Source organism: Paenibacillus sp. RRE4 (assembly GCF_031844205.1).
GTDB lineage: Bacteria > Bacillota > Bacilli > Paenibacillales > Paenibacillaceae > Paenibacillus > Paenibacillus xylanexedens_B.
The window spans coordinates 148,818-174,515 of the sequence record NZ_JAUZUT010000001.1 but is presented as its reverse complement, the minus strand read 5'-3'; the positions used below and the strand labels follow the sequence as shown (position 1 = coordinate 174,515).

The following is a 25,698-nucleotide window of genomic DNA, read 5'->3' as shown; positions in this document are numbered from 1 at the left end:
CTGATTTAGGATCGAACAGATAACAGTTCCTCTGTGACAGCAACCGTTCCTTCTGACAGCAACGGCGTAATATCGCGGAATTGATCGGAGTTCGTCACCACAATTGGCGTGGTTAGCTTAAAACCTTCGTTCCGGATCTGATCCATATCAAATTCAATCAGTACCTCTCCCTTGCGGATTCGATTCCCCTGCTGCACCTTCTGAGTAAAATACTGCCCTTTCAATCTTACCGTATCTATGCCGATATGCATGAGAATTTCAACACCTTCATCCGAGGTGACTGCGATGGCATGTGCACTTTTCATCGTGACCGACACGACGCCGTCTACCGGGGATACCAGCTGACCTTTGGACGGAATGATGGCTACGCCCTTCCCCATCGACTCCGAGGAAAATACGACATCCTCCACTTCATGAAGCGGAATTACTTTGCCTTCGAGTGGACTCGTAATCAAGCTTTCCATCGCTACGTTCGCGTCGATCCCAGCCGCATTTTGTTCCATTTTCGCCGTGGACGATTCAGATGCTGAGTGCTGGTTACTTGCACTTTCACTTTTTCCTTCAACGGGGTTATTCTCGTCTTTCTGTACCTTCGAACCTTCAGCAACCTGATCATTTTTCTTACTCTCGTAGCCAAACAGCACCACACACAGGGCTCCGCCCGCAATCGCAGTCACTACCCCAATAATGTAATACAACATCGGACTCTGGGCTGGCAGTGTGAACACATTGAGGAAGAAATTGAACACAATTAACTTCACGCCGAGATACCCCATCAGACCACCAGCAATGGCTCCAGCGGCTACCAAATAAATAAGTGTTTTGCGATAACGCAGAATGATACCGTACAGAATCGGTTCAGTAACCCCGGACAAGATGGCAGAAAGGAAAGATGAACCGCTCAAAGCCTTAAGATCTTTATCCTTTGTTTTCAGGAATACCCCGAGACCAATCCCCATCGAAGCCGCTACAGATGTCGCCGCAAGAGGTGCAATAAGATCGCCGCCAGCGCTCAGATTCCCCATAATAATAGGCACCGTCGCCCAGTGTAATCCAAGCAATACAAGAAACGACCACGTTCCCCCCAGAATAATTCCGGCGATGACTGAGTTGCTGTTAATCAGGAAATTAACGATATCCCCAATCCATTGACCTACATACTGTCCGAAAGGACCAATCAACATGGCCGTGAGCGGTACCATAATGACAAGAGAGAAGAACGGGACCGCGAACAACTGCACATTTTTGTGCATCATTTTCTTCAAAAACTTTTCCAGAACCGCGTAGATGCTAACGGCGATAAACATCGGAAAGACCGACGAAGCGTAATTCATTAACGATACAGGTATTCCTAGAAAATGAGTTGTATTTCCTGCAGCTGTCAATGCCGTAAAATTCGGTTCCATCAATGCAGCCCCGATTGCAGCCGCCACATATGAATTCACATTTAGAACTTTGGCAATCGTGATGCCAAGAAGAATCGGCAAGAAATAGAAGATAGAGTTCCCCGCAGCAGCCAATATAGCGTATGTTCCGCTATCCACGGCAATCCAGCCTGCTCTTTCAAGAACAATTAACAATGCTTTGACCAGACCAGCTCCGGCAAATATCGGGATTAATGGCGTTAGGCTACCCGATATCAGACCAAAGATGGCTGAACGAAGGCTCTTCTTTTCTTTTTCAGAGCCTGCACCGGACCCTGCTTTATCGAATTCCCCTTCGGCAACGATATGTTTGTACACCTCTGACACGTCATTGCCTACAACAACCTGAAATTGACCGCCGCTTTCAACCACCTTCAGGATGCCTGCCGTGTTTTCGAGTGTGTCTGCATCGGCCTTCCGGTTATCGTTCAAGACAAATCGCAAACGGGTAGCGCAGTGCGTCAGCGATTGAATGTTCTTCCTTCCTCCAACGCGGTCTACAATGTTTTGAGCTAATTTGAGATGATCCATGTTGTTCCCCCCATACTTTGTATAATCTCTACAATTCAGAACTTTACTTCGTCCATTCGCATGACATATTACGATGACAAAATAAAAACCTGAACTGAAGCTCGTCTACTGACCTTAGTCAATACACAAGCCTCAGTTCAGGTTTCGCCTGCCGAACAGTCACAATCCCTAATGTATAGTTTGTATCAATATTTCTTCATTCTTCCGTCAGATCATGCTCACGGTTCGTGACCCGGTGAATGTGGATCATGAAATAAACCATTTCCTCGTTCGTTGTTTTCTTCTCGTAGTTAATCTCCAGGTAGTTTCTAATCTTTTTCGCGCACGCGTACGATTCGGGATACTTGTCCTTTACATGATCGTATAAAGAATCTCGATCCTCCGGAATCAACTCATCATGAAGGATTCGGTACGCAAAATACCGCAAATGTGTGAGGAAACGGCTGTAATTAATCGAGTTTTCGTCCAGTTTGATTCCAAAATGGTATTTCACAATGTTGGCCAGATCGTTAACAATCTTCGTCATCTGATAGGTTTGTTTCATATCCTGCCCACGCTGCTGTGCATTCACAAAATGAAGGGCAATGGAACCAGCCTCATCCTCTGGCAGCTTCACACCTGTTTTCTGTTCAATAATGTGGAGCGCCTTAAAGGCAACTTCATATTCGGCTGCATAAAATTTTTTGATCTCCCACAGCAAAGCATTCTTTACAATGATACCTTCAGGGAATCTTCTCAGTGCGAAGCTGATATGATCTGTCAGGGTAATGTAGATGTTGTCACTGAATTTGAGGGCAAGCTGTTGTTCCGCATATTCAATAATTTCGTTCGACAACTCCAGATGTTCGGTTGGAATCTCGCCAATCAGCCCCATCAGTTTGTCAGACGTCGCTTTTTCAACGACGAACTTTTTTTCCACTTGCGAAAAATCGATAACATCACTGTTATGTTTGTTATACCCGATCCCTTTTCCCATCACGATCATTTCGTGCCCGTTATCATCCGTCAGTAAAATTACATTGTTATTAAAAATTTTCCTAATCTTCATCTGCATCACCCCCAACTCATCACAGGCTCGTCCCGCTATAATATTCCATGAAATTTTCCAAAAAATTAAAATCTCCTATAAAAAAAACCTAAATTGAAGCAGTAACATGCACAACACATGTTTACTACGAACAATTTAGGTATCGCCTGCCGAACAGTCACAATCCTGAATATATTCAATTACTACTACATTATCGACGAATGGGTTACTTCTGAACAAAGGATATCATGAATACCCTTTCAGTTCAACATTTAGTTTCTACCCGCCTGTTCTGGCCCGTCGGCCCTGCTTTTACTCCAGTTCCTCGGGGTAGCTCCACTGTATTCGCTCCATGGAATCCCGGTATTGAACAGGCGTCTTGCCTGTATATTTTTTGAAAAGCATATGAAAATACTGCCGACTGCCCACACCCACATAGTCTGAAATTTCGGAGATAGGAATATTGGTCTGCTGGAGTAACATTTTGGCCTTCTCCATCCGTAGCATCGTCAGATAGTCGGTCGGAGTCCATTGCATATAATTACGGAAAATGCGGTGCAAATACCCTGGATGTAAATTGACTGCTGCCGCGATATCCTTCATCTGAATACTGCGATCCATATTGTGATGCATAAATTCAATCGTACGTTTGACATAGAGCTCTGTCTGATCCAGTGCACTTCGTTCCATCTCGCCTCGCAACCTGGCAATCCGAACGAGTAATTGGATAAAAAGGGTTCGTACTAACGTTCCCTGCTCCTGTCTCTGCCGTTGCTCCATCAGACCACGCTGATCCAGTTCAAGCACCAGGCTTTTCATGGTGTAATACACCTCTTCCGGGTCGGGTAATACAAGATAAGGCGCCATATGTTTCAGAAAAGCATGAACCGTATCCTCTTCCAGCGCAAGTTGCTTTATGGTAAGTTGTCCAGATGCTGTACGCGCAAAACCGAATTCCACATTGAGCATTCGGCACGGCACGCCGTCCTGCACCATCAGCCGATGGGGAACCCCTGCATCCAGCAGGATAAACTGTCCTTTTTTCAACACCGCCTGTTCCGAGCTTCCGTCTGCCATCATTACATCCACTCGGCACATGCCCGTAATGATATACATAATTTCCGTGGAGTCATGAGTGTGGTAGGACATCTGATAATCATCCCATTGTTTATAATAATAAGCGAAAAAACGCGGCCCCCAATCTTCGGTGCGAAGGCGTTCCTGAAAAAGACTGCCTGAAAAGGATTGTGTATGATTCGTTAACGATCCTGATCCTGATCCCGTTCCCATCCCTGCAACCTCCCTTCAAGCACGATATGGCGTGCAGAAGTATTCGCTCTATTTTTGAAATAAACATCGTTAAAATTGACGTTAGATGCTACTAATCCGGTACTGCTCCCCATCCATGACAATAACCTGGGAGTTCGTTATCGGCACGAGAGGCAGTGTGGACTGATACTCATCCATGACCTGAGCTGCCGACTCTACAAATGGGGGACACCCCACATGCGGCACGGGATAAAAATCAATGGCATTCAGCCCTTCGTAACTGGACAAGTCCGGTGCTACCGTGCAATCATCCATAGCTTTCACATATGCAATATCAGGGGCGAGAATGATGGAGCCTGCCGACTCTCCGATATATATTTTCCCCTCTTGAATGTGAGCCTGAATCCACTTTGCTGCTCCGCTTCTGCGAAGCTCCTGTAACAGAAAAAAGGTGTTGCCACCCGACACATAGATCAAGTCACTTTGTTGTAGCTTCGTTGCTACTTCTTCAGAAGATGCCGTGGATACTTCCAATTCTTGTACGATAAGTCCCCACTTCTCAAGCGCCTTTCTGCCCTCGTGTATATATGCATCATATGTCTCGGGAAACGCGGCTGTCGGAATAAAGGTGACGGTTCTTCCGGCTAACGTTGCTTCCAGTGTGTTCAACAAGCTTGCTGTGTCATCAAAAGAAGAAGACAAAAACAATTTTTTCATTTTAATATCCTCCAAATTGTAATGGATCGAAAGGTTAAGTTCCTATAAGCTTAGTATAAAATCATTATATCATTATCTGCCATTTCTAAATCCAATGTTGAAGGAGATTTCATGCGATGAGTACAACCTTTTATCTGGTCAGACATGGTGTCAAAAAAAGTGATATTGGAGACGTGCCGCTTACTGCCGAAGGTAGCCGTCAGGCCCAATTGACCGCCCGGCATTTCTCGAAAGCTCCATATCCCATCCACCGGATCGTAGCGAGTCCACTCCGGAGAGCACAGGAAACCGCCGAAGCCATTGCTTCCCTTACCGGGTCTGACGTCTTGGAAGATGCACGCTTGCGTGAGCGAGCCAATTGGGGTGATGATCCCGAGCAGACTTTTGAACAATTTGTAGCTTTGTGGGACCAGTGTACCGCAGACCCGGAGTTCATTCCACATGTTGGTGACTCCGCCAAACAGGCAGGTACACGGCTGGCCTCTTTGCTTGACGAACTGGCTGCGCAGGCGCCAACCGGCAGTCATATTGTATTGGCTACCCATGGCGGTCTGATTACCGATTTCCTGGTGCAAACGTTTTCCGAAGAAGAACTGAACAGATGGCATCCGAATTTCCTGGTTGAGCAGAAACGTCTCGTTCCCGAGTGTTCCATCACCAAGTTACTGATTCAGGACGGTCAATATACGCTGGAATCATTTGCTTCCGCAACACACTTGACTGAAGACATCGAGAAGTAGTTGAATGTACAAAAAAGCTCTGGAATGTCTCTGCGTGATCATTACACAGAAGCGAATTCCAGAGCTATTTGCGGTTAGCTTACATCTTTTCTCTTTCTATTCTAAGCGGACAGTCTTATTTATCCCCTTTGCCTTTCCCCGGAGTATAGAAGTTCGGCAACGTCACCTTCGACCAATCGATATCCGATGCCATGTAGAAGGAAGGATACGAAGGCTGGTTATATCCGCTATTCTGTCCAGCAATACCTACACGATACATCGCATCATGCATGAGCGTATACAGCTTGCGATCTGTTTTTTCGGTGCTCAGATAGATGCGGATCGCTGAACTGTCGGCTGTACGCACCAGCATCTCCTCACGCCAGTCTCCGAATACATCGGCAACCAGCGATGGTGTACCTTTCGTGTGGTTATTGGTTAAGGTTCCTGTCGCGGTCAGCACTGTGCCGCGTGTCCAGTCTTTGATTGTAGGCGTAACATCGATGGCACCGTCTACGATTTGGGTGGTCATGTCGGCGGCCCAGCGAATGCTCATATTGGTTCCAGGCGCCTGGTCACTTATTTTTTCGCCCTGTGCCGTCCATAATCCGACAGCCCATGTCTCCAGCCCGCGCCGGGTTGGATCGACATCTCCGACCATACCGCGTCCGGTATCTTTGCCTGTATATCCGCCATAAATCACTTCTCCGGTCTTGGCATCACGCAGGGAATATCCGTACGGCGCCCAAGGTCCGCCCTCATGCACCATAAAGATCTCCAGTCCCGGGCGATCCGGGTCGATATCCGCGACATGCAGTGCATCTCCGTGTCCTAGACGGGCAATCGTTCCCGGTGCAGCGCTCTCCGGCGGCATCACATCAGTGGAACTGTATAACACACTACCATCGTGGTCTATGGTAGCCGAACCATAGATGATCTCCTGTTTGCCGTCACCGTCTGCATCCGCCACACTGAAATAGTGTGCTCCCTGTGTTGTAATCGAACCGTACTGCGGGTCTGTACCATCTACACCATGCGGCCCGTCATTGAACGGATTTTTCATCGGTGTCCAGCCACTGTCTACCATCCACTCTTTTTTCAGTTTCTTGCCATCCCAGTTGTAGGTAGCCATGGTGGAGCGAGTATAATATCCGCGTGCAAAAATCGCAGACGGTTTCTTGCCATCCAGGTAGGCAACTCCGGCCAGAAAACGGTCTACCCGGTTTGCCGGTTCAATGCGTGCCATCGCGTAATCGCCCCACATCAGGCCGTCATCATGACGTTCGGGTTCATACGGGACGGTCTGTAATTCTTTTCCCGACTTGCCTTCAAATACGGTAATATACTCCGGCCCGTCCACAATAAACCCTTCGAACTTGCGCAGTTCATTGCGGGCGCTCCGTTGCGGTGCATATACATCTATAAAGTAGTCGGCCAGACTTTCCGCATCCTGCCCGGATAACGGATAGTTGTATTTCTTCTCGATTCCAAATGCCTCTTCCAGTGTCGCAGGCCAGTTTCCTTTTACAACCTCTTCGTGTTTATGCCAGTTCCGGAACATATCGACCACATGGTCATAGTACCCTTCCGCACTGAGGCGATAATCGTCCTCGTGTGTCACCCCCGCCTTGCGATCTTCCTTCGGCAGTGTGATGTACTTTTGTGAGGTTGGTTTGCCCTTTTTGTTGTACTTGATTATTTGTGTGCCCGGGGCAGTCTTGAACATCAGTTCAGCCTTGCCATCTCCGTCAAAATCATAGACAAGCATCTGTGTATAATGTGCTCCCGCACGAATGTTAACCCCGAGATCGATCCGGTACAACAGTTGTCCGTCCAGTGTATAACAATCGACGTAGGTGTTGCCGGTATATCCTTTTTGCGACACGTCCTTGGCGTTGGATGGGTCCCATTTCACAAAAAACTCGTACTGACCATCCCCGTCGACATCACCGACACTCATGTCATTGGCACTGTAGGTGTATGCTTCGCCCGCAGGCGTTACACCGTCAGCTGGCTTTTGCAAAGGAATATCAACATAACCGTTCGCCCAAGGACTGACGGATGAGCTACGTTTGCTTTCTTTGCCTTTGCTGTTCACGGCGGCAACTTCATAACGAGAAGATGTCGTGCCTGTGCTGTCCACATAATTGGTACTGTCTGTGACGGTTGCGATTCTTTTGCCATCCCGATAAACGTTGAAATCCGTCCCGGTCAGCCCCTTGTTGCTGTACCCTGTTGCCTCGTCCCCAAGTAATCTCCAGCTTAGAAACACACCTTCGGACGTCGAAGCCGCTACCAGCCCGCGATCCAGCTTCTCCAGTTGAATGCTTTTCTCCTGAGATTGGGGTTGGGATTGTGAAGCATCCGCTCCACTGATCCCGGCGGTTCCGCTTAGAATCAAAGCCAGGCTGAGTGCAGAAGAGAGCACTTTGGCCCCGAGAGGCATGCGTGATCGTTTTGCCCTATGAGTGCTAATGCTCTTCTTTTGGCTGACATTCGTACTGACATGGGTTCTGTCGCCGGTGCTGTTACTATGTTTAATTCGATTATCTTCTACTGATCTTAAGTTCATCAACCTTCACTCTCCTTGGTTAGAATGGGTAATAATGCTTCTACCTGAACAAGTTAATGGTCTGGTCAGTTTCGTGTTCATACGAAGATCAGATTCATGCTCGTTAGGTCAGGTTCATTTTCATACATCAAAGGAAAAATGGTTGCGCTTACATTATGGAGCGAAATGAAATTCAAGAAAGAATTTAGTGGGTCTGACGTACTTCTATCTCCGGTTCCTCCGATCCCCCTTCCGCTCTCTTTACTTCCTTCGTAGCAAGAGTTACCATCCATCGGGTACTATTATAGACATCCTTACCGCCTAACCATAGGCAAATATCCGTGCAAAACGATCAATATTCAGTGTATATCGGTCAGAGTGTACAACGGTGAATGATGAAAAATGGACCGTCTTCAAAGCCTTATCATTATAGCTCATTCATCCCAACCGTCGGATAGCGCTCCAAGCTCATTCATCCTGTTATGCTTTTTCAACAAACACGTCCTTCTAAAAAATGCTAAGGATCTCCACGGAGCCTATTCAGCCGTTTTCAGCCACTTTTGAATTCTAACGATCACCAGTGACCTTATTTCCTCCCAAACAAGGCAAATTACATGGAAATCACCAAAATTCATCGAGATAGCGTCGCTACGGATCGTTAGAATTTCATCATGCCTCTTTTTCACCAAATAAGCTCTCCTGAGATCGTTAGACAAAAACAGAGCTGCCTCCGGTCAATGGATGACCAGAAAACAGCTCTGTTTTGACAAGTTGTGGGTACACTCACACGTACCTTAGCACTAAATCACCAAATGAATAACCTTTAAGGCTCAATTCCCCATACAAGGCTGCCACCTTGATAGAGTGTGACTTTATTCCAATCCTGATAAGATGTTTTCGTTGGATCATAGGAATAGTCATCGCTCTCGTCAAAGTTGGACCAGTCCGTTTTGAACATACGAAGCTGAATATCGCCTGATTGCCCACCAGCAGCAATGCTTCCTGCTCCAGACTTAAAGCTCAGCTCAACATATCCATCTCCAAAGGTACGGTCGATGTTGGCTGCGCCAACCACTGCCCAGTCAATGGCAGAATCCATTGCCGCCGAACCTTCTTTGGTGAAATAATAACGAAGTTTCAAATCACTCAGATCCACTGCGGTGCTACCCAGGTTTTTGATGTTGAACAACGGTCTGATCTGGTTATCCGTTGCATTGGTATCCCCTGCACGATATTGCACCACCAGATCACTTGTTGGTACAACCACACCCGTTGGTGTTGCAGAGGCTACCGTAGAATTAGCACTTTGCCCAGCTGCATTCACCGCACTCACCACATAATAGTAGGTTGTGCCATTCGTCAGCGAAGTATTGATATACGACGTTGCCGTTACATTGGATGCAACCGTCGTGAATGGACCCGCTGCCGTCAGGGCACGTTTCACGTTATAGCTGGTCGCACCTGCCGATGCCGTCCAGGCCAGACTCACCTGTGCATTGCCAGCTGTTGCTGTCAACGCTGTGGGTGCCGCTGGAGCCGTTGCAACGGCTGCCGGTGTTGCCATAGCAGATGCAGAGTTCACACTCTCGCCTGCTGCATTACTTGCTGTCACGACATAATAGTACGTTGTCCCATTCGTCAAGCCCGTGTTGGTGTAAGTTGTTCCGCTGACATTCGCAGCAACCGTTACAAATGGACCGGATGCTGTCAGGGCACGTTTCACCGTATAACTCGTCGCACCTGTCGATGCCGCCCATGTCAACGTCACTTGAGCATTGCCAGCCGCAGCGGTTAACGTAGCTGGAGCCGCTGGTGCTGTATTTCCACCCGGAGGGTTACCTCCACCATTCTCGGAGAGTACAGGGAAGGAGTTCTTCACCAGTTGTACGAACTGATCATGGAACCAGTGACCTGATACCGGCGCGTTAGGCAATGCGCCAGTCAGCACGCCATCTTTGGTTGTATACGTTGGATCACACATCCGGTCGAAGCCTTTACCCTCATTATTCGGAATTTCAGAACTGGAGCCATCGGATTCACCTGGCGGTTTCACCCACACATACGCATCCAGATGCGCAGGTCCTGGAGCTGCCTTTGGCGCTTCTCCGATACCTGCTCCGCTTGCATTACACCAGTTACCCCGGTGCTCCCGGCGATCCACACGACCAGAATTCACATAATCATTGATATTGCTGCCTGTAGCCGTAGCTGGACGATTCACCCCGCCCCATCCGTTACGGCTGGTATCAATGAGGAAACCTGTGCTCGCTGGCCATCCTGCCTGTACGAAATCGGCATACAACTTCGCTGTGAAATCGGTTTCGTCAAAGTACGGATTCCATTCATAGAACTTCGCTGAACGGATCGGTTGTCCACCAATGTTCAGATCCGGGTTGGTGAGGTTTGGTTCGGACAGCGGTGTTGTATTGGCAGTATTCGTAATGAATCCATCCGCACTGCTCAGTCCACCAAGCGTGTCCCCTACTACATCGGTATAGAGCGCGACTGCTCCAGAACGGTTGTTATCCCATCCGAGCCAGCCGGAGTGACCGATATCGAGATAGTTGTATACGTTTGGAATCGCATGGAGCTTATCGAGCGTATATTTAATCCCGGCTTCATAAATCCCCGTTGAAGCCGCTTGACCACAAGCTGGTGTGCTCAGATTGGTTACCAGGTTAGGCAAACTATCTGGCTCAATAACAGCGATAATGCGGATGTCCTGATATTTGGGATCAGCAAAAATATCTGCGATCACGTCAATGTAATCCGTTTTATACGTCTGTAAAGCTGCCTGGGTTAAAGGAAGCTCACCGTTAGAAGCGAGGGCATGGCAGTCCCGACCCGGCAAGTTATAGATGACAAAGGAAGCCGTAATAGGTACGCCTGGCTTCTTCTGAGCGAGAACCGCATCCAGATGCTCTTCCACGCTCTTGCGACCAGCATTCTCGGCCCCGCCGTAGATGGCTGCAATACGGTCAATCCATACCGCGGTAGGGTAAGATTTCACCGTTTCCATCTTCGCTTTCAGCGAAGCATCGCTGGTAATTGCAATAGAGGTGTCCACAAGTGCAGAGTAGTCCTCATTGAGATAAGCCGTGGCGCCCACAAAAGGATTGTTCACATGTGCCTCCGCCGCCTGTGTCACACCTGGAGACATGCCGGGGAAAATTCCTGCCGCAAGCAGCGCAGCTGCCATCATTTGTTTTACACCTTTACGTAGCAGCTTCTGGCCTCTTGATTTGGTTTTCAATGTTTTCTTCATAGTTCCACCTTTCCCTTAGATAAGATTGGTCTCGACTCATGTCTGCTGTTCCTCTGTGTAGAAGCAGGATGCATGGCACAAAGTGCATGAAAGAATGTGTGGTGTTTCGGTCACCTCCATAATTAAAAGGGCTGAAGTCAAAGAGCAAATAAAAATAAACGTCGGGTGTTTTCAGTAGAATTGCTGTGTGTGAGCTTGTGTGGGGGTTGAATCTTGAGAGTAAACCGTGGTGGAGTAGTTAAATCATCATCTTGGAATTGAAGTGTGAAGAGAACGTTGAATGCAAACTAACTTTGCGTAAGCGCTTTCCATTTAACCTTTAAAAAAATTTGATCTCTCGTATGACTCCTTGCTCACCTCCTTATAGTGTGATTATACGACATGTAAATATTACAGTAAATTGAATTATATAAATTAAATTATATTTTTTTCCACATAAAAAGAAGGAATTTGCTTCTCTCTGTCGCAATAGAAAAAGCTCATTACGGCACAAAACCGCAATAAGCTTTTACCTCCTTCTATGGAATAACAACAACATCCCCTGGCTTCAAACCACTAACAACCTCCGTTTTATCTCCCGATTCCATGCCTGTCTTAACCGCTTGCTGCTCCGTCTGTCCGTTCCCTTTATCCAGTAGCACGTAAGGTTCGGGCTGATCACGCATAATGGCAAGACTCGATACGGCAGTCACCTTGTCCTTGCGCATCGTTTCAATGTCTCCTTCCAGACTGACACCTCCATACATGCGAACATCCGGCTTCAGATCAATGACAACATCAAACTGAGAGGCCTGCTTCAGATCGGTATCCGTGCTTTTCCGGGCAAATTTGGATACCTTGCTTACTTTTCCGGTAAATTTCAGATCCTTCTGCGCACTCATGCGCACCTGTACTGGCATGCCCTCCTTCAGCTTGAACATCTCTTCCTCACCAACAATCGTATTGAATTTCATTTTGCCCGTGTTCGTGATTGAGCCGATTAACTGCCCTTCCGTAACGGCCCGTGTTTTGTTATCCTGCTCGTTCAACTGAAATATTCCCGTGGTCGCAGCATACACAACTGCCTTGCTCATGACGTCCTGCTTCTTTCGGATCTCCTGCTCTTTGAGAACCAAAGCTTTTCGGCTAAGCTCGTTCGCCAGACGTTTGCTCTCCCGGTCCGCGAATGCTTTTTTACGTTCCTCTTCCGTCACACCTAATGTTTCGGTCATGCCGGCCTGGTCGATGCTAATCTGATTCATCTCCACATCTAACCGGGCTTTATCCAGATCACTCTGCATCTGACTGACTTCTGTCTGCAATGCCGACGTATCGAGCGTGAACAAAACATCCCCTTTTTTCACCTGTTCCCCGTTCTTGACATGCCACTGTTTAATGTTAGAAGTATACGGTGCAAACACATCCGTCTGCTCGGTATAGACCGATTTCCCTTTCACTTGAATGGTCTGTGTCATCGTCTCCTGTGTCACATCAAAGGTGATGGGCGGTGGAATCTCAACAGGCGCTTCGGGCTGGGGTTTGTATTTCTCATACACCCAGTATCCTGCGCCTGCCATAAGTACAATCGTAGTGATGATGCTGATCCATTTCTTCATGCCTGTATCCCTTTCACTGATAAGTTTGAGTCTGTTCATATTTCCAAGTGTCCCCACGTTTGGCCCTGCACGCTCGTCTCTCATTGAGCCATCACACATCACATCGATTTAATAACGCTTAGCGCGTTGGTTCGCGATGCACTGATGGCTGGATAGATACCCGATACCACACCGACGAGCACAGCAAAAACAATCCCCAATGGCAATGCCGATTGCTGAATAATCACCGTCATCGGTCCGCCTGCCTGATCCGCCATCTGACTCGCAAGTAGCTGGTTCACCCCACCGAGCGCAGCAAACGCAATGCCTACACCAGCCACACCACCAATGAATCCCAGCATGGCCGCCTCCGCGATAAACATCTGACGAATCTGCCACAGGTTGGCGCCAAGCACCTTCATAACCCCGATCTGTTTACGCCGCTGATGCGTGGACATGATCATTGCCACAATAATGGACAGTGAAGCCAGCACCATAATAAAACCGCCAATACCGATGGCTGCTTTCTGATACATCGCAAGCTGTCCAGCCATGGCTTCTTCCTGGAAAAGATTGCTTTGCGTGTTCAACGTGAGCTTTTTGATCTGCTCTTCCACCTGAGCCACATGCCGTTTGTTATCCACTTTCACTAATGCGGAATTGAGACGTTTGAGCGCCGGGCTGTCAGCCTGTTGTAGTCCAAGCTCATCCTGCAAAGCTCGTGCTGTATCCAGCGGCACATATACTTTCTTGTCATTCTGAGCGCTCATATCATCCATATTGGATGGTTTGGCTAGTTCACCCGATACACGTATCGTTCCACTCATCTTGGTCTTTCTGCCATTCGTAAAATCCTCATACCGAAATTGTATACGTTGCTGCATCAGTTGATCCTGCTTCATCATCATCTCGTTGTACTGCTGCAAAAGATCATTGTTATAGGGATCGGAATTTAACTGCTCAAACAGCTTCTGAGTTACTTTTGAATCAATAAATCCGTAGGTCGCTCCGTAATTCACAACGGCAACTCTGCCATTGCCAGTTCCGCTACCCTGTGCATATTTATATCCAAACCCGCTCAACGTCTGCATCTCGGTTCCAATCACTTCCACGTAGGAGCTGCGTCCATCCGGAAGCACCATATCGAGCGCATCCAGTTTCAGCATAGGAGCCACAGCGACAACATGCGGAAGGCGCTGAATAATCCGAATTTTCTCCATCGTCAGCGCGCCGCGTTCAAACGTACTCTTCGCGCCTCCGCCGCTTCCATTTCCCGTTTTGATTCCCTCGTTCGGGCTGATCGTAATCTCATCCATCTTGTAGTTATCATTTAACGTTTTCTCGCTGTATGTCTGTACCGACTGTCCCACACTCAGTGCAATAATCATCGCTGCCGAACCGATTGACAGACCGATCATACAGAGTAGTGTGACCACTTTGCGCCGAATGATCTGTCCCCAGGCCATGCGCACTACGTCCCGTATTCTCACTGTTCCTCTCCTTTTACATTAACTCTCATACATGCTGCAACTGGGCAACCTGTTGCTGTTCGACCAATCTCCCCTGCTGTAACGTCAGTACAACCTGCATCTGTTCGGCCACCTCGGCTTCGTGTGTCACAATGACAAAGGTTGTTTTCATCTCTCTGTTCAGTTGCTGCAAAATGGAAAGAATCTCTTCCTCGGTCTCCGTATCCAGATTACCCGTCGGTTCATCTGCAAAGATGACCGAAGGCTCCGTGATGAGCGAGCGGGCGATACTGACCCGTTGCTGCTGACCACCGGATAACTGCGACGGAAAGAGATTCGTCTTGTCGCCGAGTCCCACTTGCTCCAGCAGGCGAAGCGCCTTTTCTTTGCGTTTGGATGGTCTGATCCCCATAAATACCAGAGGCAACTCTACATTTTCCCGGATCGTCAGATTGGACAATAGCTCGTAGGATTGAAAAATAAAGCCAATATGGCTGCGCCGAAACTCCGCCAGGCGATTCTCGTTGAAACGCACAATATCTTGTCCCGCGATCCAAATCTTGCCTTGCGTGGGCTTCATTAGACCAGCCATCAGATTCAGCAGCGTGGACTTGCCTGAACCTGAACTACCCAGCAACGCAACCATCTGCCCCTCTTGAATCGTCAGATTAATATCTTGCAGCACGGGAACATCGCCCTGTGCATTGCGGAAAGCATGGGATACCTGTTCAACTTGAAGCATTCGCGCTTGTCTTCCTTTCCATTTCCTGATTATGTATTTCTGTGTATCTCACTTTATTATAGTGCGCAGATGTATCGGGGCAGGACGCAGTTGTATCCAACTTGTAACATGTCAACACAAAAAGCCCTGCGGCAGAGCGTACAACGCTTACCCGCAGGGATATATGTTCTTTCAAATTCAAAACCTACCACGCCTTAAAGCTAAAACGATACAACTCACTCTTGCTGGCGGTGCTGCTTGCCATGAACAGTTCTTCCTCAAACCATTTGAGCTTGATAAAGTTGTTGATATTACGGTAGATCACCGTATCGGAGGACAAGCTCTGATCATTCAGGAAGGCAATATGAAGCTCGTTTTTCTGATTCTCCAGTGTATTCAGATAAGCAATTCGGGATTCGTCCGCGCTCAGATCAAAATTCCAGAATGTGCCCTTGGCCAGCAAGTTCAGCTTATTTTTTTCCACCTGATATCGATATAGTCCCTGCACCTGATTCACTTCACCCTGAAAGATCATATCCCCATTTTTCATCAGATGGTATTGCTGAATATCCTTCGATCTAAGGTATAAGGACACGTCTGGATTTTTCGCCAGCGACACGCGATAGACGGCAAAATCATCCTTGTGCATGACCAGAACATACGCCTGCTTCATATCCTGACTAATCTCAAAACTGTCAATAACGATGTAATTCTTGCCCGACTTATCCTCATGCGTCTCTACTCCGACTTTCTTCATCATGGCCTCATCGGAAAACAGGATCTCTTCCTTGCCCGTTCTCAGATCGGTCTGAATGAAACCACGCTCATCATGACTGATGGATGTGTCGTTACTGAGAAACTCCCTGAAATAGGAATGTTCCTTGCCCAGTTTGTTTCGTTCGCCACTCTTCATATCGTATATATAAGCCGTGCGCTGGGCTTGTCCCGAGCGATACTGAGCATACATCAGCTTGGTTCGATCCGGGCTCAGTACAACGCCAAAATCGGTGTTGCCACTGATCTCCTTCACCTGGTTATCATCCAGATGCAGTTTGAGCAGCCGTAATCCTGTGTACGAACGTTCGGTACTGTTAACAACAATCGTATTCCGATCCCCGATATCAAAATCATAAATGACAAAATCATTCGGAATTTTAGTCGCTGACTCAATCTGGATTGTACTGCTCGATGGGGGCGCGAGACGACTGTTGAATTGTTCCCCAGGCAATATCACCGTACGTGGTTTAAGGTGACTCATGCTGAACAGACTGCCAATCCCGAATATCCCCCCCACAAAGGCAACGAGTAGCCCGGACAGCATCAGCTTATCGCGATGTTTACGCCAAAAGCCGGTATATTTCATGTGTTTCGATCCCCCGGCAGGCGGATATGGACTTGCGTCCCTTCCCGCATGATGCTTTTCATCTCCACTGTTCCTCCATGACGCTCCACAATGTTTTTCACAATCGACAGCCCCAGGCCTGCGCTGCCTTTTTCGACTCGGTTCACACCCTTATCTTGGTAAAAGGGTTCAAACACATGATTCAGGGCTTCTGCACCAATGCCTTCACCCTGATCTCGAATCATAATGGCAATAGACTGTTCTTCCCGCGAGGACTGCACTTCTATGATCGAATTCACATCACTATACTTGACGGAGTTATCCAGTACGTTCAGGAATACCTCTTTCAGCTTGTCCCGATCCCCCCGTACATATAGCTCTTCTTCAAGTTCATAATGAATGCCGATATTGTACTTGCCTGCCTTGATGGACATGTCCTCACACGCTTCGCGGATAATCTCCGAGACGTCTACCCGTCCGAAGCGATAGTTCTCAATCACTGCCGAAGACACGGACACTTCCAAAATATCCGCAACCATCGTATTCAGACGACGGCTTTCCTTGATGATATAATTCATGCCCTTGTCGAAGAAATCCGGGTCGGTGAATCCATTATCCCGCAAAATCTGTGCATAGCCCAGAATGGTCGTCAGCGGTGTTTTTAATTCATGTGTCACATTGTCAAAAAACACCTTGCTTCGCGCCTGCACTTGTTTCACTTCGTCCCGTTCTCGCTCAATCACATCAATCTGCTCTCTTACCCGGTCAATCATGACCGTGAAGCTCGCCGCCAGTTCCCCGATCTCATCCTTCGTCGCAATCTGAATATCCGCGTTCAGGCTACCTTGGGCCACTTCGGCAGAACGTTTCGTCAGCACACGAATGGGCTGCGTAATTTTCCGGGAAATAAAAATGGAAGCAATGAAAACAAACACAAATATCGTCGCTGCGAACAGCTTAATCGTATCCTGAAAGCGCATATTGCGTCGATAAAGATCCGTATAATCTTTTTCAAGCTGCACAATGCCGACAAGTTGCTGGTCACTCTGAAGCGGGAAAGAGAGGCTTGCTACAACCCGTCCTTGATCGACTTTTGTCGTATAGGCAATGCGGGATTGCATCGCTTCTCTCAAATCTTCTATGTCGGTGTGTTTAACCAGTTTTCCTGCACTCGTACTGGAGCCATAAGTGGAGGCATCGGGGCGATAGAGCGTAATACTTCCACCCACAGCAGAGCCAATCTGCTCTTCCAATTCGCGGCTACCCGCCTCCAGCGAATCTTTACTGATACGTTTGTTATGGATGAGAAAATACTGATTCAAGGCGATATCCAGATTTTTTTTGGATTGCACCATATCCTCTCGCACTTCACGGTACATATTCTCTTGAGCGACCTTGTTGGACAGAATCAGCAGTGCCGAGAAACCGATAAACACGATCACCGAGAACAGCACAACCATTTTGAACTGAATCGTCCATTTCATGTCTGCACCTGAATATTCAGCTTGTACCCTACGCCAAATACCGTTTCAATCATCGATATGCCTTGATCGCCGCTGTCCAGCTTTTTGCGAATGCGCTGCACATGGATGTCCACGGTACGCGTATCTCCTGCAAAATCAAATCCCCACACTTTGTCCAGCAGCTCTGAACGTGTATGTACTTTGCGGTGGTGGTTCACGAGGAAGAGTAGCAGGTCATACTCCTTGTTGGTGAGCCCTGCCCGTTCCCCGTCCTTCCACACCTCGCGCTCATCCTTACGAATCTCGATATGTTTGCCTAGTCTAACGACTTCGTAAGACTGGTTCTCCAGCGTTTCGCTGATGAGATCGATCCGGCGGAAAATAGCCCGGATGCGGGCAACCACTTCGCGGATATCAAAAGGCTTGGTAATGTAATCGTCAGCCCCCAGCTCCATACCAAGCACCTTGTCCAGCATATCGGACTTTGCCGTAATCATGATTACCGGGATTTTGGAATTCACAGACAACTGTCTGCACACGTCGAAGCCGCTCATATCAGGCAACATCAGGTCAAGTAGAATCAGATCCGGCCTCGACTCCCGAAGCAGATTCAGCCCTTCTCTACCGGAAGCCGCCTCCTTGATCTCGAAGCCTTCCTTGCGAAGCGAATAGGACAATATATCGCGAATGGACTCTTCATCTTCGATGATTAATATCTCTTTTGGTCTCATAATACATTCGTAATCTCCCTGCTCTATGAATTTCATCTGTCTATATTCTGTATCCCAAGCCGTCTGCTTGAACAGAGGAAATCAAGAAATGTTACAACTCCGATACAACTCTGAACCTTTTGGAAACAACCTCCCGCTATACTGGCATTAATAGAACGCCAAACGGACCGGAACCAAGGCTTGATCCATATCCAAGGGGGATTCACATCTTATGAACCACTCACAAATTAACGATGCTTACATTAACTATAAATCAGAAATCACCAGGTATCTATCCCAAATCGTCAAACAGCCGCAGGATGCGGAAGACTTGGCACAAGATTGTTTTATCCGTCTCATGAACGTCACTGTCCATATCCCTGAAGACCGAATTCTCTACTATCTCAAACGCATCGCCCGTAACCTGGCTATGGACAGCTTTCGCAGACGTACGCGCACTTTACGCCGTGACAGCAGGCTTGAATCCCCTTCATACCATGTTGATACCCCTGAGATGGAGATTAATGAAGGAATTAACGAAATCGTCTCCCATATCCACAACACCGAACATCGCCAAATTTTGGAACTGCGCCTGATCCATGGGTATTCCATTAAAGAAACAGCCCAGTTGGTGAACCGTAGTGAAGGCATGATCAAATCTTCCGTTTTCCACGCCGTCAATCGTATTCGTGCCAAAGTCATCTCGTAGAGATGGCTTTTTTTACGTTGTGTTCATCTCTTCTGTTCACGACTCGTAAGTTTCTAATCCACATGTTCTTTCCGCTCTATCTTTCCATGCTTGTTCCCCCATATCATTATTTCCATTCCTGTAATAACCAATAATCCAAATGGCCTATTCGTATGCCAAAATGCCTAATTTTACAAAGTTCGATCTAATTTTTACAAATTGTTATGACTATGTGAGATTTTCATGTGGTAGAATATGGACGAACTTATGAATCAACTAATATTTGGGAGGGATTTGGTTGGGTAAAATGAAACGTTTGCGGGGAGTTTGGTTAAAATCGCTCCTGGCATTAGCCGTGGCTTTGCCACTTCAAGTCGGATTATGGAACGGAGATGCTTCGGTTCATGCGGAAGGACCAACAGATCCGGCTCCATTCATTCAAGCCAAGGTCGTTAACGAGAACGCTGGCAAGAAAGTGTTGTTCGACAATTCGCACGGTCAGACTGCCGGAGCAGCCGACTGGGTCATTGATGGCGGTTTCTCCGACTTTGCCAACGCTTTGGCAAACGACGGTTATTATGTGAAGGAGCTGCGCAAAGCGACACCGTTTACCTATGATGATCTGAAAGAATACAACGTATTCGTCATTGCTGAACCTCAAATTCCTTTCAAAACGTCTGAACAGGCAGCTTTAAAACAATATGTAGAATCCGGCGGCAGCATCTTCTTCGTTGGAGATCACTACAACGCCGACCGTAACAAAAACCGCTGGGATGGCTCGGAAGTCATTAACGGCTATCGCCGCGGTGCATACGAAGATCCTGCTAAAGGCATGAGTGCAGATGAACGCAACTCCGAAGCCATGCAGAATATAACCAGTTCAGACTGGTTGTCGGATAACTTCGGCGTACGTTTCCGTTATAACGCACTCGGCGATATTAACGCCAATATCATCGTGCCAGCGGATCAAGCATTCGGCATTACGGAAGGCGTCTCTGCTGTAGCGATGCACGCAGGCTCCACGCTGGCGATCACAGACCCGGAGAAAGCCAAAGGTATTGTGTACTTGCCAAAAACGAATGCCAAATGGAATAATGCCGTAGACCAAGGTGTATATAACGGCGGCGGGATCGAAGAAGGTCCATATGTGGCTGTATCCAAACTGGGTGCAGGTAAAGCGGCCTTCATCGGTGACTCTTCCCCGGTGGAAGATGCATCCCCGAAATATTTGCGCGAAGAAACAGGCACACGCAAAACAACATATGACGGCTTCAAAGAAGTCGATGATGCGGTATTGCTCGTCAATACGGTAAACTGGCTGGCGACACAAGAAAACTATACTAAACTGTCCGAAGTAAACGGCCTTACATTGGATACAGCTACAGCGCTGTTGCCTTTCGAGGAGCCAGCGGCTTCGACTGAACCGCAAGCTGAACCTTGGGCTGCCCCGGCTGCCGGATACAAGTGGTATGATCGTTCCACGTTCAAGCCAGGCTCTTATGGCGGCCCTGCGTCCAGTGCTAACGCGGCTTACAGCTTCGTGAAGCAAAATACATTGCCTAATGCCGAAGACTTCCAGATTCGTGTAGTTGTAGAAAATATGGCTCCTAACACTACCGTTTCCGGTTACAGCGCCGGTATTTATCTGACAGGTGGAACACAGGTAGCTATGATCCAGAATGACAGTGGAACATGGCCAACTTCATACGGATACAGCTCTGCTTTTAGCGTAACATCGGATAGCAACGGACGCGGGATCAAAGATCTGAATGTACGCATCAAACCAGGCACGAATGGTAACGCCAGCCTGCGTCTGCGCCTGAACGGAAGCAACCTGATTACTAATGCGGTAAGCATTGCTAACGTACCTGCGGAGCCACTGCCAGAAGAACAAGGTCCAATTCCAGCAACCATTAGCGTAGCCGAAGCGCGCAGCAAAGCGGTTGGCGCTACAGTTACTGTTGAAGGTGTTGTCACAACCAAACCGGGTTCTTTCGGCGGACAAGCCTTCTATCTTCAGGATGATACAGCGGGAATCTACGTGTTCCAGCACACGAGCGGATTCGATGTAGGTGACAAAGTGAAAGTGACCGCACCAACAACGATCTACAACAGCGAGTTCGAGTTAACCGATGTGGTTGCGATTGAGAAAACAGGAACCGCTTCTGTTCCGGCTCCAGCACTGGTTACAGCCATTAACGATACCAACCAAGGTCAACTCGTTCAATTGAAAAATGTAACGGTGCAGAATATCATCAGCGCTACGCCTGCCGGTTCATTTGAATTTGATGCAGTGGCTGCGGACGGAACAAGCACACACGTGCGTGTGGATACGCGTACCGGTGTGAGTGAAACGACTTTCCCTTATGTTGCTGGTGACAAGATTGATATCACAGGTGTGTCTGCCATTTTCAAAGATGTCTATCAATTGAAACCAAGAAGCTTGGGTGACATTGTAGCTTCGGAAGAACAAGGTGGAGGCGAGAACCCTTCCACTCCAGCCGAAGGAGCGCCGGGTAAACCGGTGCTTTCTTCCGATAACGGACATACCACCGGGCTGTCTGACGGTTCGTTCAACGTGAGCATGAATCTGTGGTGGGGCGAAAATGCAACCGAGTACAAGCTGTACGAGAACGATGTCTTGGTAGATACGCAAAAGTTAACGGCGGCTTCCCCTTCTTCACAGTTTGCTAAAACGGCGATTAAAGGCAAAGCGAACGGAACTTATACGTATGTTGCCGAGCTGATCAACGACAAAGGCGCTACTCGCAGCGATGAGTTAACGGTTCAAATTACGAACGCGGCTCCAGGTAAAGCCGTTTTGTCGCAAAACAACTGGGACGGTGATGGCAACTACACCGTAACGATGAACCTCTGGTGGGGAACCAACGCAACCGAGTATCGCCTCTATGAAAATGATGTACTGATCGATACGCAAGCGTTGAACGCTGCTACACCATCTGCTCAAACGGCGAAAACCGACCTGAGCGGTCGTGCGAACGGAACGTACACGTATCGCGCGGAACTGATCAATGCTGCAGGTGTGACCAGTACGGAAACCGTTACGGTACAAGTAAGCAAAGCTACTTTGCCTTTGGCGAGCTAGTATAAATTAACATTAGGATTAGATGTAGATGCAGGAATAGAGTAGGCGCAAATGCCGAACCGAAGTAGCAATATAAGTAGAAGTAAACACACCGAAAATGAACAGAAACTTAGGCATAACGTAGATCAAACCGAATATAGTAACACCGATAGAAACGAATCCAGGAACGGAAGTAATTAATACCTTAAGTAGTAATGAAAACGGAAATTAATGAAGAGCAGAGCCTGAGTAGTAACGAAAGCAGTCACGAAAGTAATAATGAAAGTAGTAACGTAAACAATAACGAAAAACCGAAACCAACCCAACGGCCAGGAAAGAGGCTGCGGTGATTTCGGTTTTTTTGTAGTCTTTTTTAGGTCTTTGTAGTTTATGGAATGTTCTATTGTGGTTTTATTATGGTTGTATTATGTTTTCATTTCTGGCGCACCATTGAACCCTTGAAACTCTCTACTCCCTCAGCGCTAACGATCCTGAGAGAGCTTATTTGGCCCGTTTTGCCACATTTAAAATTCTAACGATCACCAGCGACGCTATTTGGCTATTTTTCAATATTTTGAGGGATAAATCGGGCTAATTGCAACAAATAACGTCTGTGCGGATCGTTAGAATTTTAATCCAGACTTTTTCGACTAAATAAGGCTTCTGGTGATCGTTAGCGCTTCAAGCTAGGTTCAACAGTACCCTGCCCCCTCAATCCATGAGAGTTAACTTCCTACTTGTACACATATCTCTACACGATCCATACACGTAACGTAAATCAGCTCATCTCAGTCGAGGTCTCTCATAACCTTCTCTTACAAAAAGAATGCTGTTCCACACCCCACTATATGCCGCTAAGGCCATGATACCAATAACAAAAATAAGGTTCATCTGCGTAAATGAATAGCCGCTCCCCGTAAAAATTATCAGAATCGCGCTAAGTCCGATATTCTCCCGGTTATGCTTTTTAAACTCCTGAAAGATCAATCGGTACAGCAATATAAGCACCATAAAGAGGAGCCATATCAAATAAAATTTTTCCATAGAATAGTTACCTCCTTGCAAAAAGGTCAACTTTAACGTTAAAAGTTAACGTTTCGAGCCACATATCCAACATCATTATGTACGTTCCAACTTGTCCAACGGCTATATTCATCAGGGCAACTGACTTCTCAAACTTCTTCGATTTACTCACCGGCACTATCTATTCATCTCGTCACTACTACAATTGTAACACAGACAACATTCTAATTTTACCAATATATCTGATTTCTAAGAATTAATGAACCACATAAACCCGACTATCCAGGATGCAATAAACAGATACACGATAATTTAATGAACATATATTCTTTTTTTTCGCTTAAGGAAATACACCACAACAACAAGTGGGAACAGGGTTACCGCCATATTCAGTATAAGACGAGTTCTTCAGCAACACTCAGAATGCCCGTTAGAATCAACAAAATAATCCGTATAATAACCCACACCCCCTTTAATTAGAGCATCTGTATCTTATACGGATAAATGAATGATAACTAGAAATTCTTGCGATCGGGAAAAAATATGTATAGTTAATTTTGATTTTAAATTCAGCTACCTACAATAATATTCATCACTACAACTTACTTCTTTTCCCTTGTCAATTACAATTGAGACATGATTGACATTCGCTTTGTCTATAATAACTAGTCTAACGTCTGTCTCAAATGACATACTAACTAGTGGCTTAATCTCGTTTTTTTGTAAATCTCCTTCCGTTGTCGTATTCATATAGACAACCGTCCGAATCGCTTCATCCTGGGTTTGTCTTTCACTTACTTTTGGATCTATAACAAATGGCAGTTGGTTACGATCAATAACTTGTTGAACTTGACTCTGAATCTCCAATTGGACATGTTTCGAAGGCGTTCTAAAAAAGTCTTCAATTGCGCTTTGGTTAAAAAGAATTATAAAATACATTACAACAGATGCTATAAAACAAACGATAATGGTTCCAATTATTCCTGACTTCTCCTTCTTGTTAAGTACATACACCGCGACAACAAACGGAAGAAGTGTTAACACAAGATACAAGAGAGTATGACTTGCTGGAGGAACATCAAAGATAATGAGGCCTTCGTCTCCAGATAGCATCAGTAGCATTATTAAATAGCCAAAAAGCCATCCTCCTCCAATACTCAATATCGACGCAATAATAGGTAAAATAATTCTCAAAATGAAATGCACCTCCTTTTCATATTAAAATCGATAAATTACAAAACGTACTTAGCGGATTTAAAAAGGACTGAACGTGCCCTAACAAATCGAAAAATCAGGTTTTCCAAACAGTTCTAAATTTTGCTTTTTGATGAGGAAACAATATGTAAAGTCACTACTAATTCTCAACTATCTACATAAGGATTCATTACTACAACCGCTCTCTTCCCCCTTATCTATTACTATTTTGAAAAGTTCGCCCTCTCTCTTGTCATTAAAAACCAGCAAAACATTCGTTTCAAATGTCGTCCCCAAAAATGGCTTGACTTCCTCCTTTTTAAGTTCCCCAGGTAGTGTTTTGTTTAAATAAACAACTGTTCGTATTACTTCGTCATCGGTCCAACTTTCACTTTCTTTCTGGTCTATGACATAAGGCAACTGTTGTTTATCAATAATTTGCTGCACTTGACTTTGAATCTCCAATTGAACATGTTTCGAAGGCGTTCTAAAAAAGTCGAGAATTGCAACTTGATTTGGTATTAATATAAAACTCATTACAAAAGATGCTACAAAAGAAGCGATTATTGTTTTTTTTATTACATGCTGCTGCTTCTTGTTAAGAACATATACCGCGACAACAAACGGTAGAATAATTAAGGCAAGTTTGAGAAGAGTCTCGCTTTTAGGCGGACCAATGAAAATACGAAATCCACCATTGTCTATAGATAAAAGCAGTATAAGTAAAAAATAGGCAAAAACTCCCCCTCCTCCAATACTCAATATCGATGCAATAATAGGTAAAATAATTCTCAAAATGAAATTCACCTCCTTCTCATATTAAAATCGGAATAAATTACAAATAATTGAATAGAGAATTAAGCAAATTGTACAACTATTATCACAAATTATTTCAAGAGAAAAATTAGGCAACTACCGACATATCA

The 25,698-nt window shown here is 46.5% G+C and carries 18 protein-coding genes; 3 read left to right on the top strand and 15 right to left on the bottom strand.

Translation table 11 applies throughout. From position 1 onward, the window contains the following. Positions 1 to 5: 5 nt before the first annotated feature. The 4 genes from Q9R46_RS00775 to Q9R46_RS00760 all read right to left on the bottom strand — a co-directional run bounded on the left by Q9R46_RS00775 (position 6) and on the right by Q9R46_RS00760 (position 4,968). Entirely contained in the window at positions 6 to 1,955 is a 1,950-nt protein-coding gene (locus tag Q9R46_RS00775; protein WP_311278583.1) for a beta-glucoside-specific PTS transporter subunit IIABC, read from the bottom strand. 196 nt (positions 1,956 to 2,151) lie between these two features. Beyond that, positions 2,152 to 3,003, bottom strand: a complete 852-nt coding sequence (gene licT / locus Q9R46_RS00770) for a BglG family transcription antiterminator LicT (protein WP_311278582.1) — start codon at positions 3,001 to 3,003, stop codon at positions 2,152 to 2,154. A gap of 291 nt (positions 3,004 to 3,294) precedes the next feature. Next, positions 3,295 to 4,272: an AraC family transcriptional regulator gene (locus tag Q9R46_RS00765; protein WP_311278581.1), complete on the bottom strand. Its 978-nt coding sequence runs from the start codon at positions 4,270 to 4,272 to the stop codon at positions 3,295 to 3,297. Positions 4,273 to 4,353: 81 nt separating this feature from the next. Next, on the bottom strand, positions 4,354 to 4,968 hold the full coding sequence (locus Q9R46_RS00760) for a Type 1 glutamine amidotransferase-like domain-containing protein (RefSeq protein ID WP_311278580.1): 615 nt from the start codon (positions 4,966 to 4,968) through the stop codon (positions 4,354 to 4,356). A gap of 116 nt (positions 4,969 to 5,084) precedes the next feature. On the opposite strand from Q9R46_RS00760, the gene Q9R46_RS00755 reads away from it, so the two are divergent. Further along, a complete protein-coding gene (locus tag Q9R46_RS00755; RefSeq protein WP_311278579.1) occupies positions 5,085 to 5,708 on the top strand; it encodes a histidine phosphatase family protein in 624 nt (207 codons plus the stop codon). A 115-nt stretch (positions 5,709 to 5,823) separates the two neighbouring features. Here the strand turns inward: Q9R46_RS00755 and Q9R46_RS00750 are convergent, their stop codons facing one another. From Q9R46_RS00750 to Q9R46_RS00715, 8 genes are all read right to left on the bottom strand, one after another. Further along, positions 5,824 to 8,133 carry a rhamnogalacturonan lyase gene (locus Q9R46_RS00750; RefSeq protein WP_311280912.1) on the bottom strand — a complete coding sequence of 770 codons (2,310 nt, stop codon included), beginning with the start codon at positions 8,131 to 8,133 and terminating at the stop codon, positions 5,824 to 5,826. Between the two features lie 928 nt (positions 8,134 to 9,061). After that, on the bottom strand, positions 9,062 to 11,503 hold the full coding sequence (locus tag Q9R46_RS00745) for a glycoside hydrolase family 6 protein (RefSeq protein ID WP_311278578.1): 2,442 nt from the start codon (positions 11,501 to 11,503) through the stop codon (positions 9,062 to 9,064). 518 nt (positions 11,504 to 12,021) lie between these two features. Next, positions 12,022 to 13,137: an efflux RND transporter periplasmic adaptor subunit gene (locus Q9R46_RS00740; protein ID WP_311278577.1), complete on the bottom strand. Its 1,116-nt coding sequence runs from the start codon at positions 13,135 to 13,137 to the stop codon at positions 12,022 to 12,024. A gap of 59 nt (positions 13,138 to 13,196) precedes the next feature. Next, positions 13,197 to 14,567, bottom strand: a complete 1,371-nt coding sequence (locus Q9R46_RS00735) for an ABC transporter permease (protein ID WP_311278576.1) — start codon at positions 14,565 to 14,567, stop codon at positions 13,197 to 13,199. Positions 14,568 to 14,592: 25 nt separating this feature from the next. Further along, on the bottom strand, positions 14,593 to 15,288 hold the full coding sequence (locus tag Q9R46_RS00730) for an ABC transporter ATP-binding protein (protein ID WP_145333086.1): 696 nt from the start codon (positions 15,286 to 15,288) through the stop codon (positions 14,593 to 14,595). A gap of 184 nt (positions 15,289 to 15,472) precedes the next feature. Next, positions 15,473 to 16,630, bottom strand: a complete 1,158-nt coding sequence (locus Q9R46_RS00725) for a hypothetical protein (RefSeq protein ID WP_311278575.1) — start codon at positions 16,628 to 16,630, stop codon at positions 15,473 to 15,475. Further along, positions 16,627 to 18,093 (bottom strand): sensor histidine kinase, encoded by a 1,467-nt coding sequence (locus Q9R46_RS00720; RefSeq protein WP_145333084.1) that lies wholly within the window; start codon positions 18,091 to 18,093, stop codon positions 16,627 to 16,629. Before Q9R46_RS00720 ends, Q9R46_RS00725 begins: the two co-directional genes overlap by 4 nt. After that, on the bottom strand, positions 18,090 to 18,803 hold the full coding sequence (locus Q9R46_RS00715; protein ID WP_090917674.1) for a response regulator transcription factor: 714 nt from the start codon (positions 18,801 to 18,803) through the stop codon (positions 18,090 to 18,092). Before Q9R46_RS00715 ends, Q9R46_RS00720 begins: the two co-directional genes overlap by 4 nt. Positions 18,804 to 19,014: 211 nt before the next feature. On the opposite strand from Q9R46_RS00715, the gene Q9R46_RS00710 reads away from it, so the two are divergent. Both Q9R46_RS00710 and Q9R46_RS00705 read left to right on the top strand, forming a co-directional pair. Next, positions 19,015 to 19,491 carry an RNA polymerase sigma factor gene (locus tag Q9R46_RS00710; protein WP_311278574.1) on the top strand — a complete coding sequence of 159 codons (477 nt, stop codon included), beginning with the start codon at positions 19,015 to 19,017 and terminating at the stop codon, positions 19,489 to 19,491. A 286-nt stretch (positions 19,492 to 19,777) separates the two neighbouring features. Further along, positions 19,778 to 22,576 (top strand): DUF5689 domain-containing protein, encoded by a 2,799-nt coding sequence (locus Q9R46_RS00705; RefSeq protein ID WP_311280911.1) that lies wholly within the window; start codon positions 19,778 to 19,780, stop codon positions 22,574 to 22,576. Between the two features lie 762 nt (positions 22,577 to 23,338). Here Q9R46_RS00705 and Q9R46_RS00700 read toward each other — a convergent pair. The 3 genes from Q9R46_RS00700 to Q9R46_RS00690 all read right to left on the bottom strand — a co-directional run bounded on the left by Q9R46_RS00700 (position 23,339) and on the right by Q9R46_RS00690 (position 25,567). Further along, a complete protein-coding gene (locus tag Q9R46_RS00700; protein ID WP_311278573.1) occupies positions 23,339 to 23,599 on the bottom strand; it encodes a hypothetical protein in 261 nt (86 codons plus the stop codon). Positions 23,600 to 24,151: 552 nt separating this feature from the next. Beyond that, positions 24,152 to 24,772: a hypothetical protein gene (locus tag Q9R46_RS00695; protein ID WP_311278572.1), complete on the bottom strand. Its 621-nt coding sequence runs from the start codon at positions 24,770 to 24,772 to the stop codon at positions 24,152 to 24,154. Between the two features lie 171 nt (positions 24,773 to 24,943). After that, a complete protein-coding gene (locus Q9R46_RS00690) occupies positions 24,944 to 25,567 on the bottom strand; it encodes a hypothetical protein (RefSeq protein ID WP_311278571.1) in 624 nt (207 codons plus the stop codon). Positions 25,568 to 25,698 lie beyond the last annotated feature (131 nt).

Excerpts from the sequence above, each read along its gene's own strand:
- Q9R46_RS00700 (WP_311278573.1), bottom strand. The coding sequence starts at position 23,599 with ATGGAAAAATTTTATTTGATATGGCTCCTCTTTATGGTGCTTATATTG.
- Q9R46_RS00730 (WP_145333086.1), bottom strand. The coding sequence starts at position 15,288 with ATGCTTCAAGTTGAACAGGTATCCCATGCTTTCCGCAATGCACAGGGC.
- Q9R46_RS00760 (WP_311278580.1), bottom strand. The coding sequence starts at position 4,968 with ATGAAAAAATTGTTTTTGTCTTCTTCTTTTGATGACACAGCAAGCTTG.
- Q9R46_RS00710 (WP_311278574.1), top strand. The coding sequence starts at position 19,015 with ATGAACCACTCACAAATTAACGATGCTTACATTAACTATAAATCAGAA.
- Q9R46_RS00755 (WP_311278579.1), top strand. The coding sequence starts at position 5,085 with ATGAGTACAACCTTTTATCTGGTCAGACATGGTGTCAAAAAAAGTGAT.
- Q9R46_RS00775 (WP_311278583.1), bottom strand. The coding sequence starts at position 1,955 with ATGGATCATCTCAAATTAGCTCAAAACATTGTAGACCGCGTTGGAGGA.
- Q9R46_RS00740 (WP_311278577.1), bottom strand. The coding sequence starts at position 13,137 with ATGAACAGACTCAAACTTATCAGTGAAAGGGATACAGGCATGAAGAAA.
- licT (WP_311278582.1), bottom strand. The coding sequence starts at position 3,003 with ATGAAGATTAGGAAAATTTTTAATAACAATGTAATTTTACTGACGGAT.
- Q9R46_RS00745 (WP_311278578.1), bottom strand. The coding sequence starts at position 11,503 with ATGAAGAAAACATTGAAAACCAAATCAAGAGGCCAGAAGCTGCTACGT.
- Q9R46_RS00750 (WP_311280912.1), bottom strand. The coding sequence starts at position 8,133 with ATGCCTCTCGGGGCCAAAGTGCTCTCTTCTGCACTCAGCCTGGCTTTG.
- Q9R46_RS00715 (WP_090917674.1), bottom strand. The coding sequence starts at position 18,803 with ATGAGACCAAAAGAGATATTAATCATCGAAGATGAAGAGTCCATTCGC.
- Q9R46_RS00705 (WP_311280911.1), top strand. The coding sequence starts at position 19,778 with ATGAAACGTTTGCGGGGAGTTTGGTTAAAATCGCTCCTGGCATTAGCC.
- Q9R46_RS00725 (WP_311278575.1), bottom strand. The coding sequence starts at position 16,630 with ATGAAATATACCGGCTTTTGGCGTAAACATCGCGATAAGCTGATGCTG.
- Q9R46_RS00720 (WP_145333084.1), bottom strand. The coding sequence starts at position 18,093 with ATGAAATGGACGATTCAGTTCAAAATGGTTGTGCTGTTCTCGGTGATC.
- Q9R46_RS00765 (WP_311278581.1), bottom strand. The coding sequence starts at position 4,272 with ATGGGAACGGGATCAGGATCAGGATCGTTAACGAATCATACACAATCC.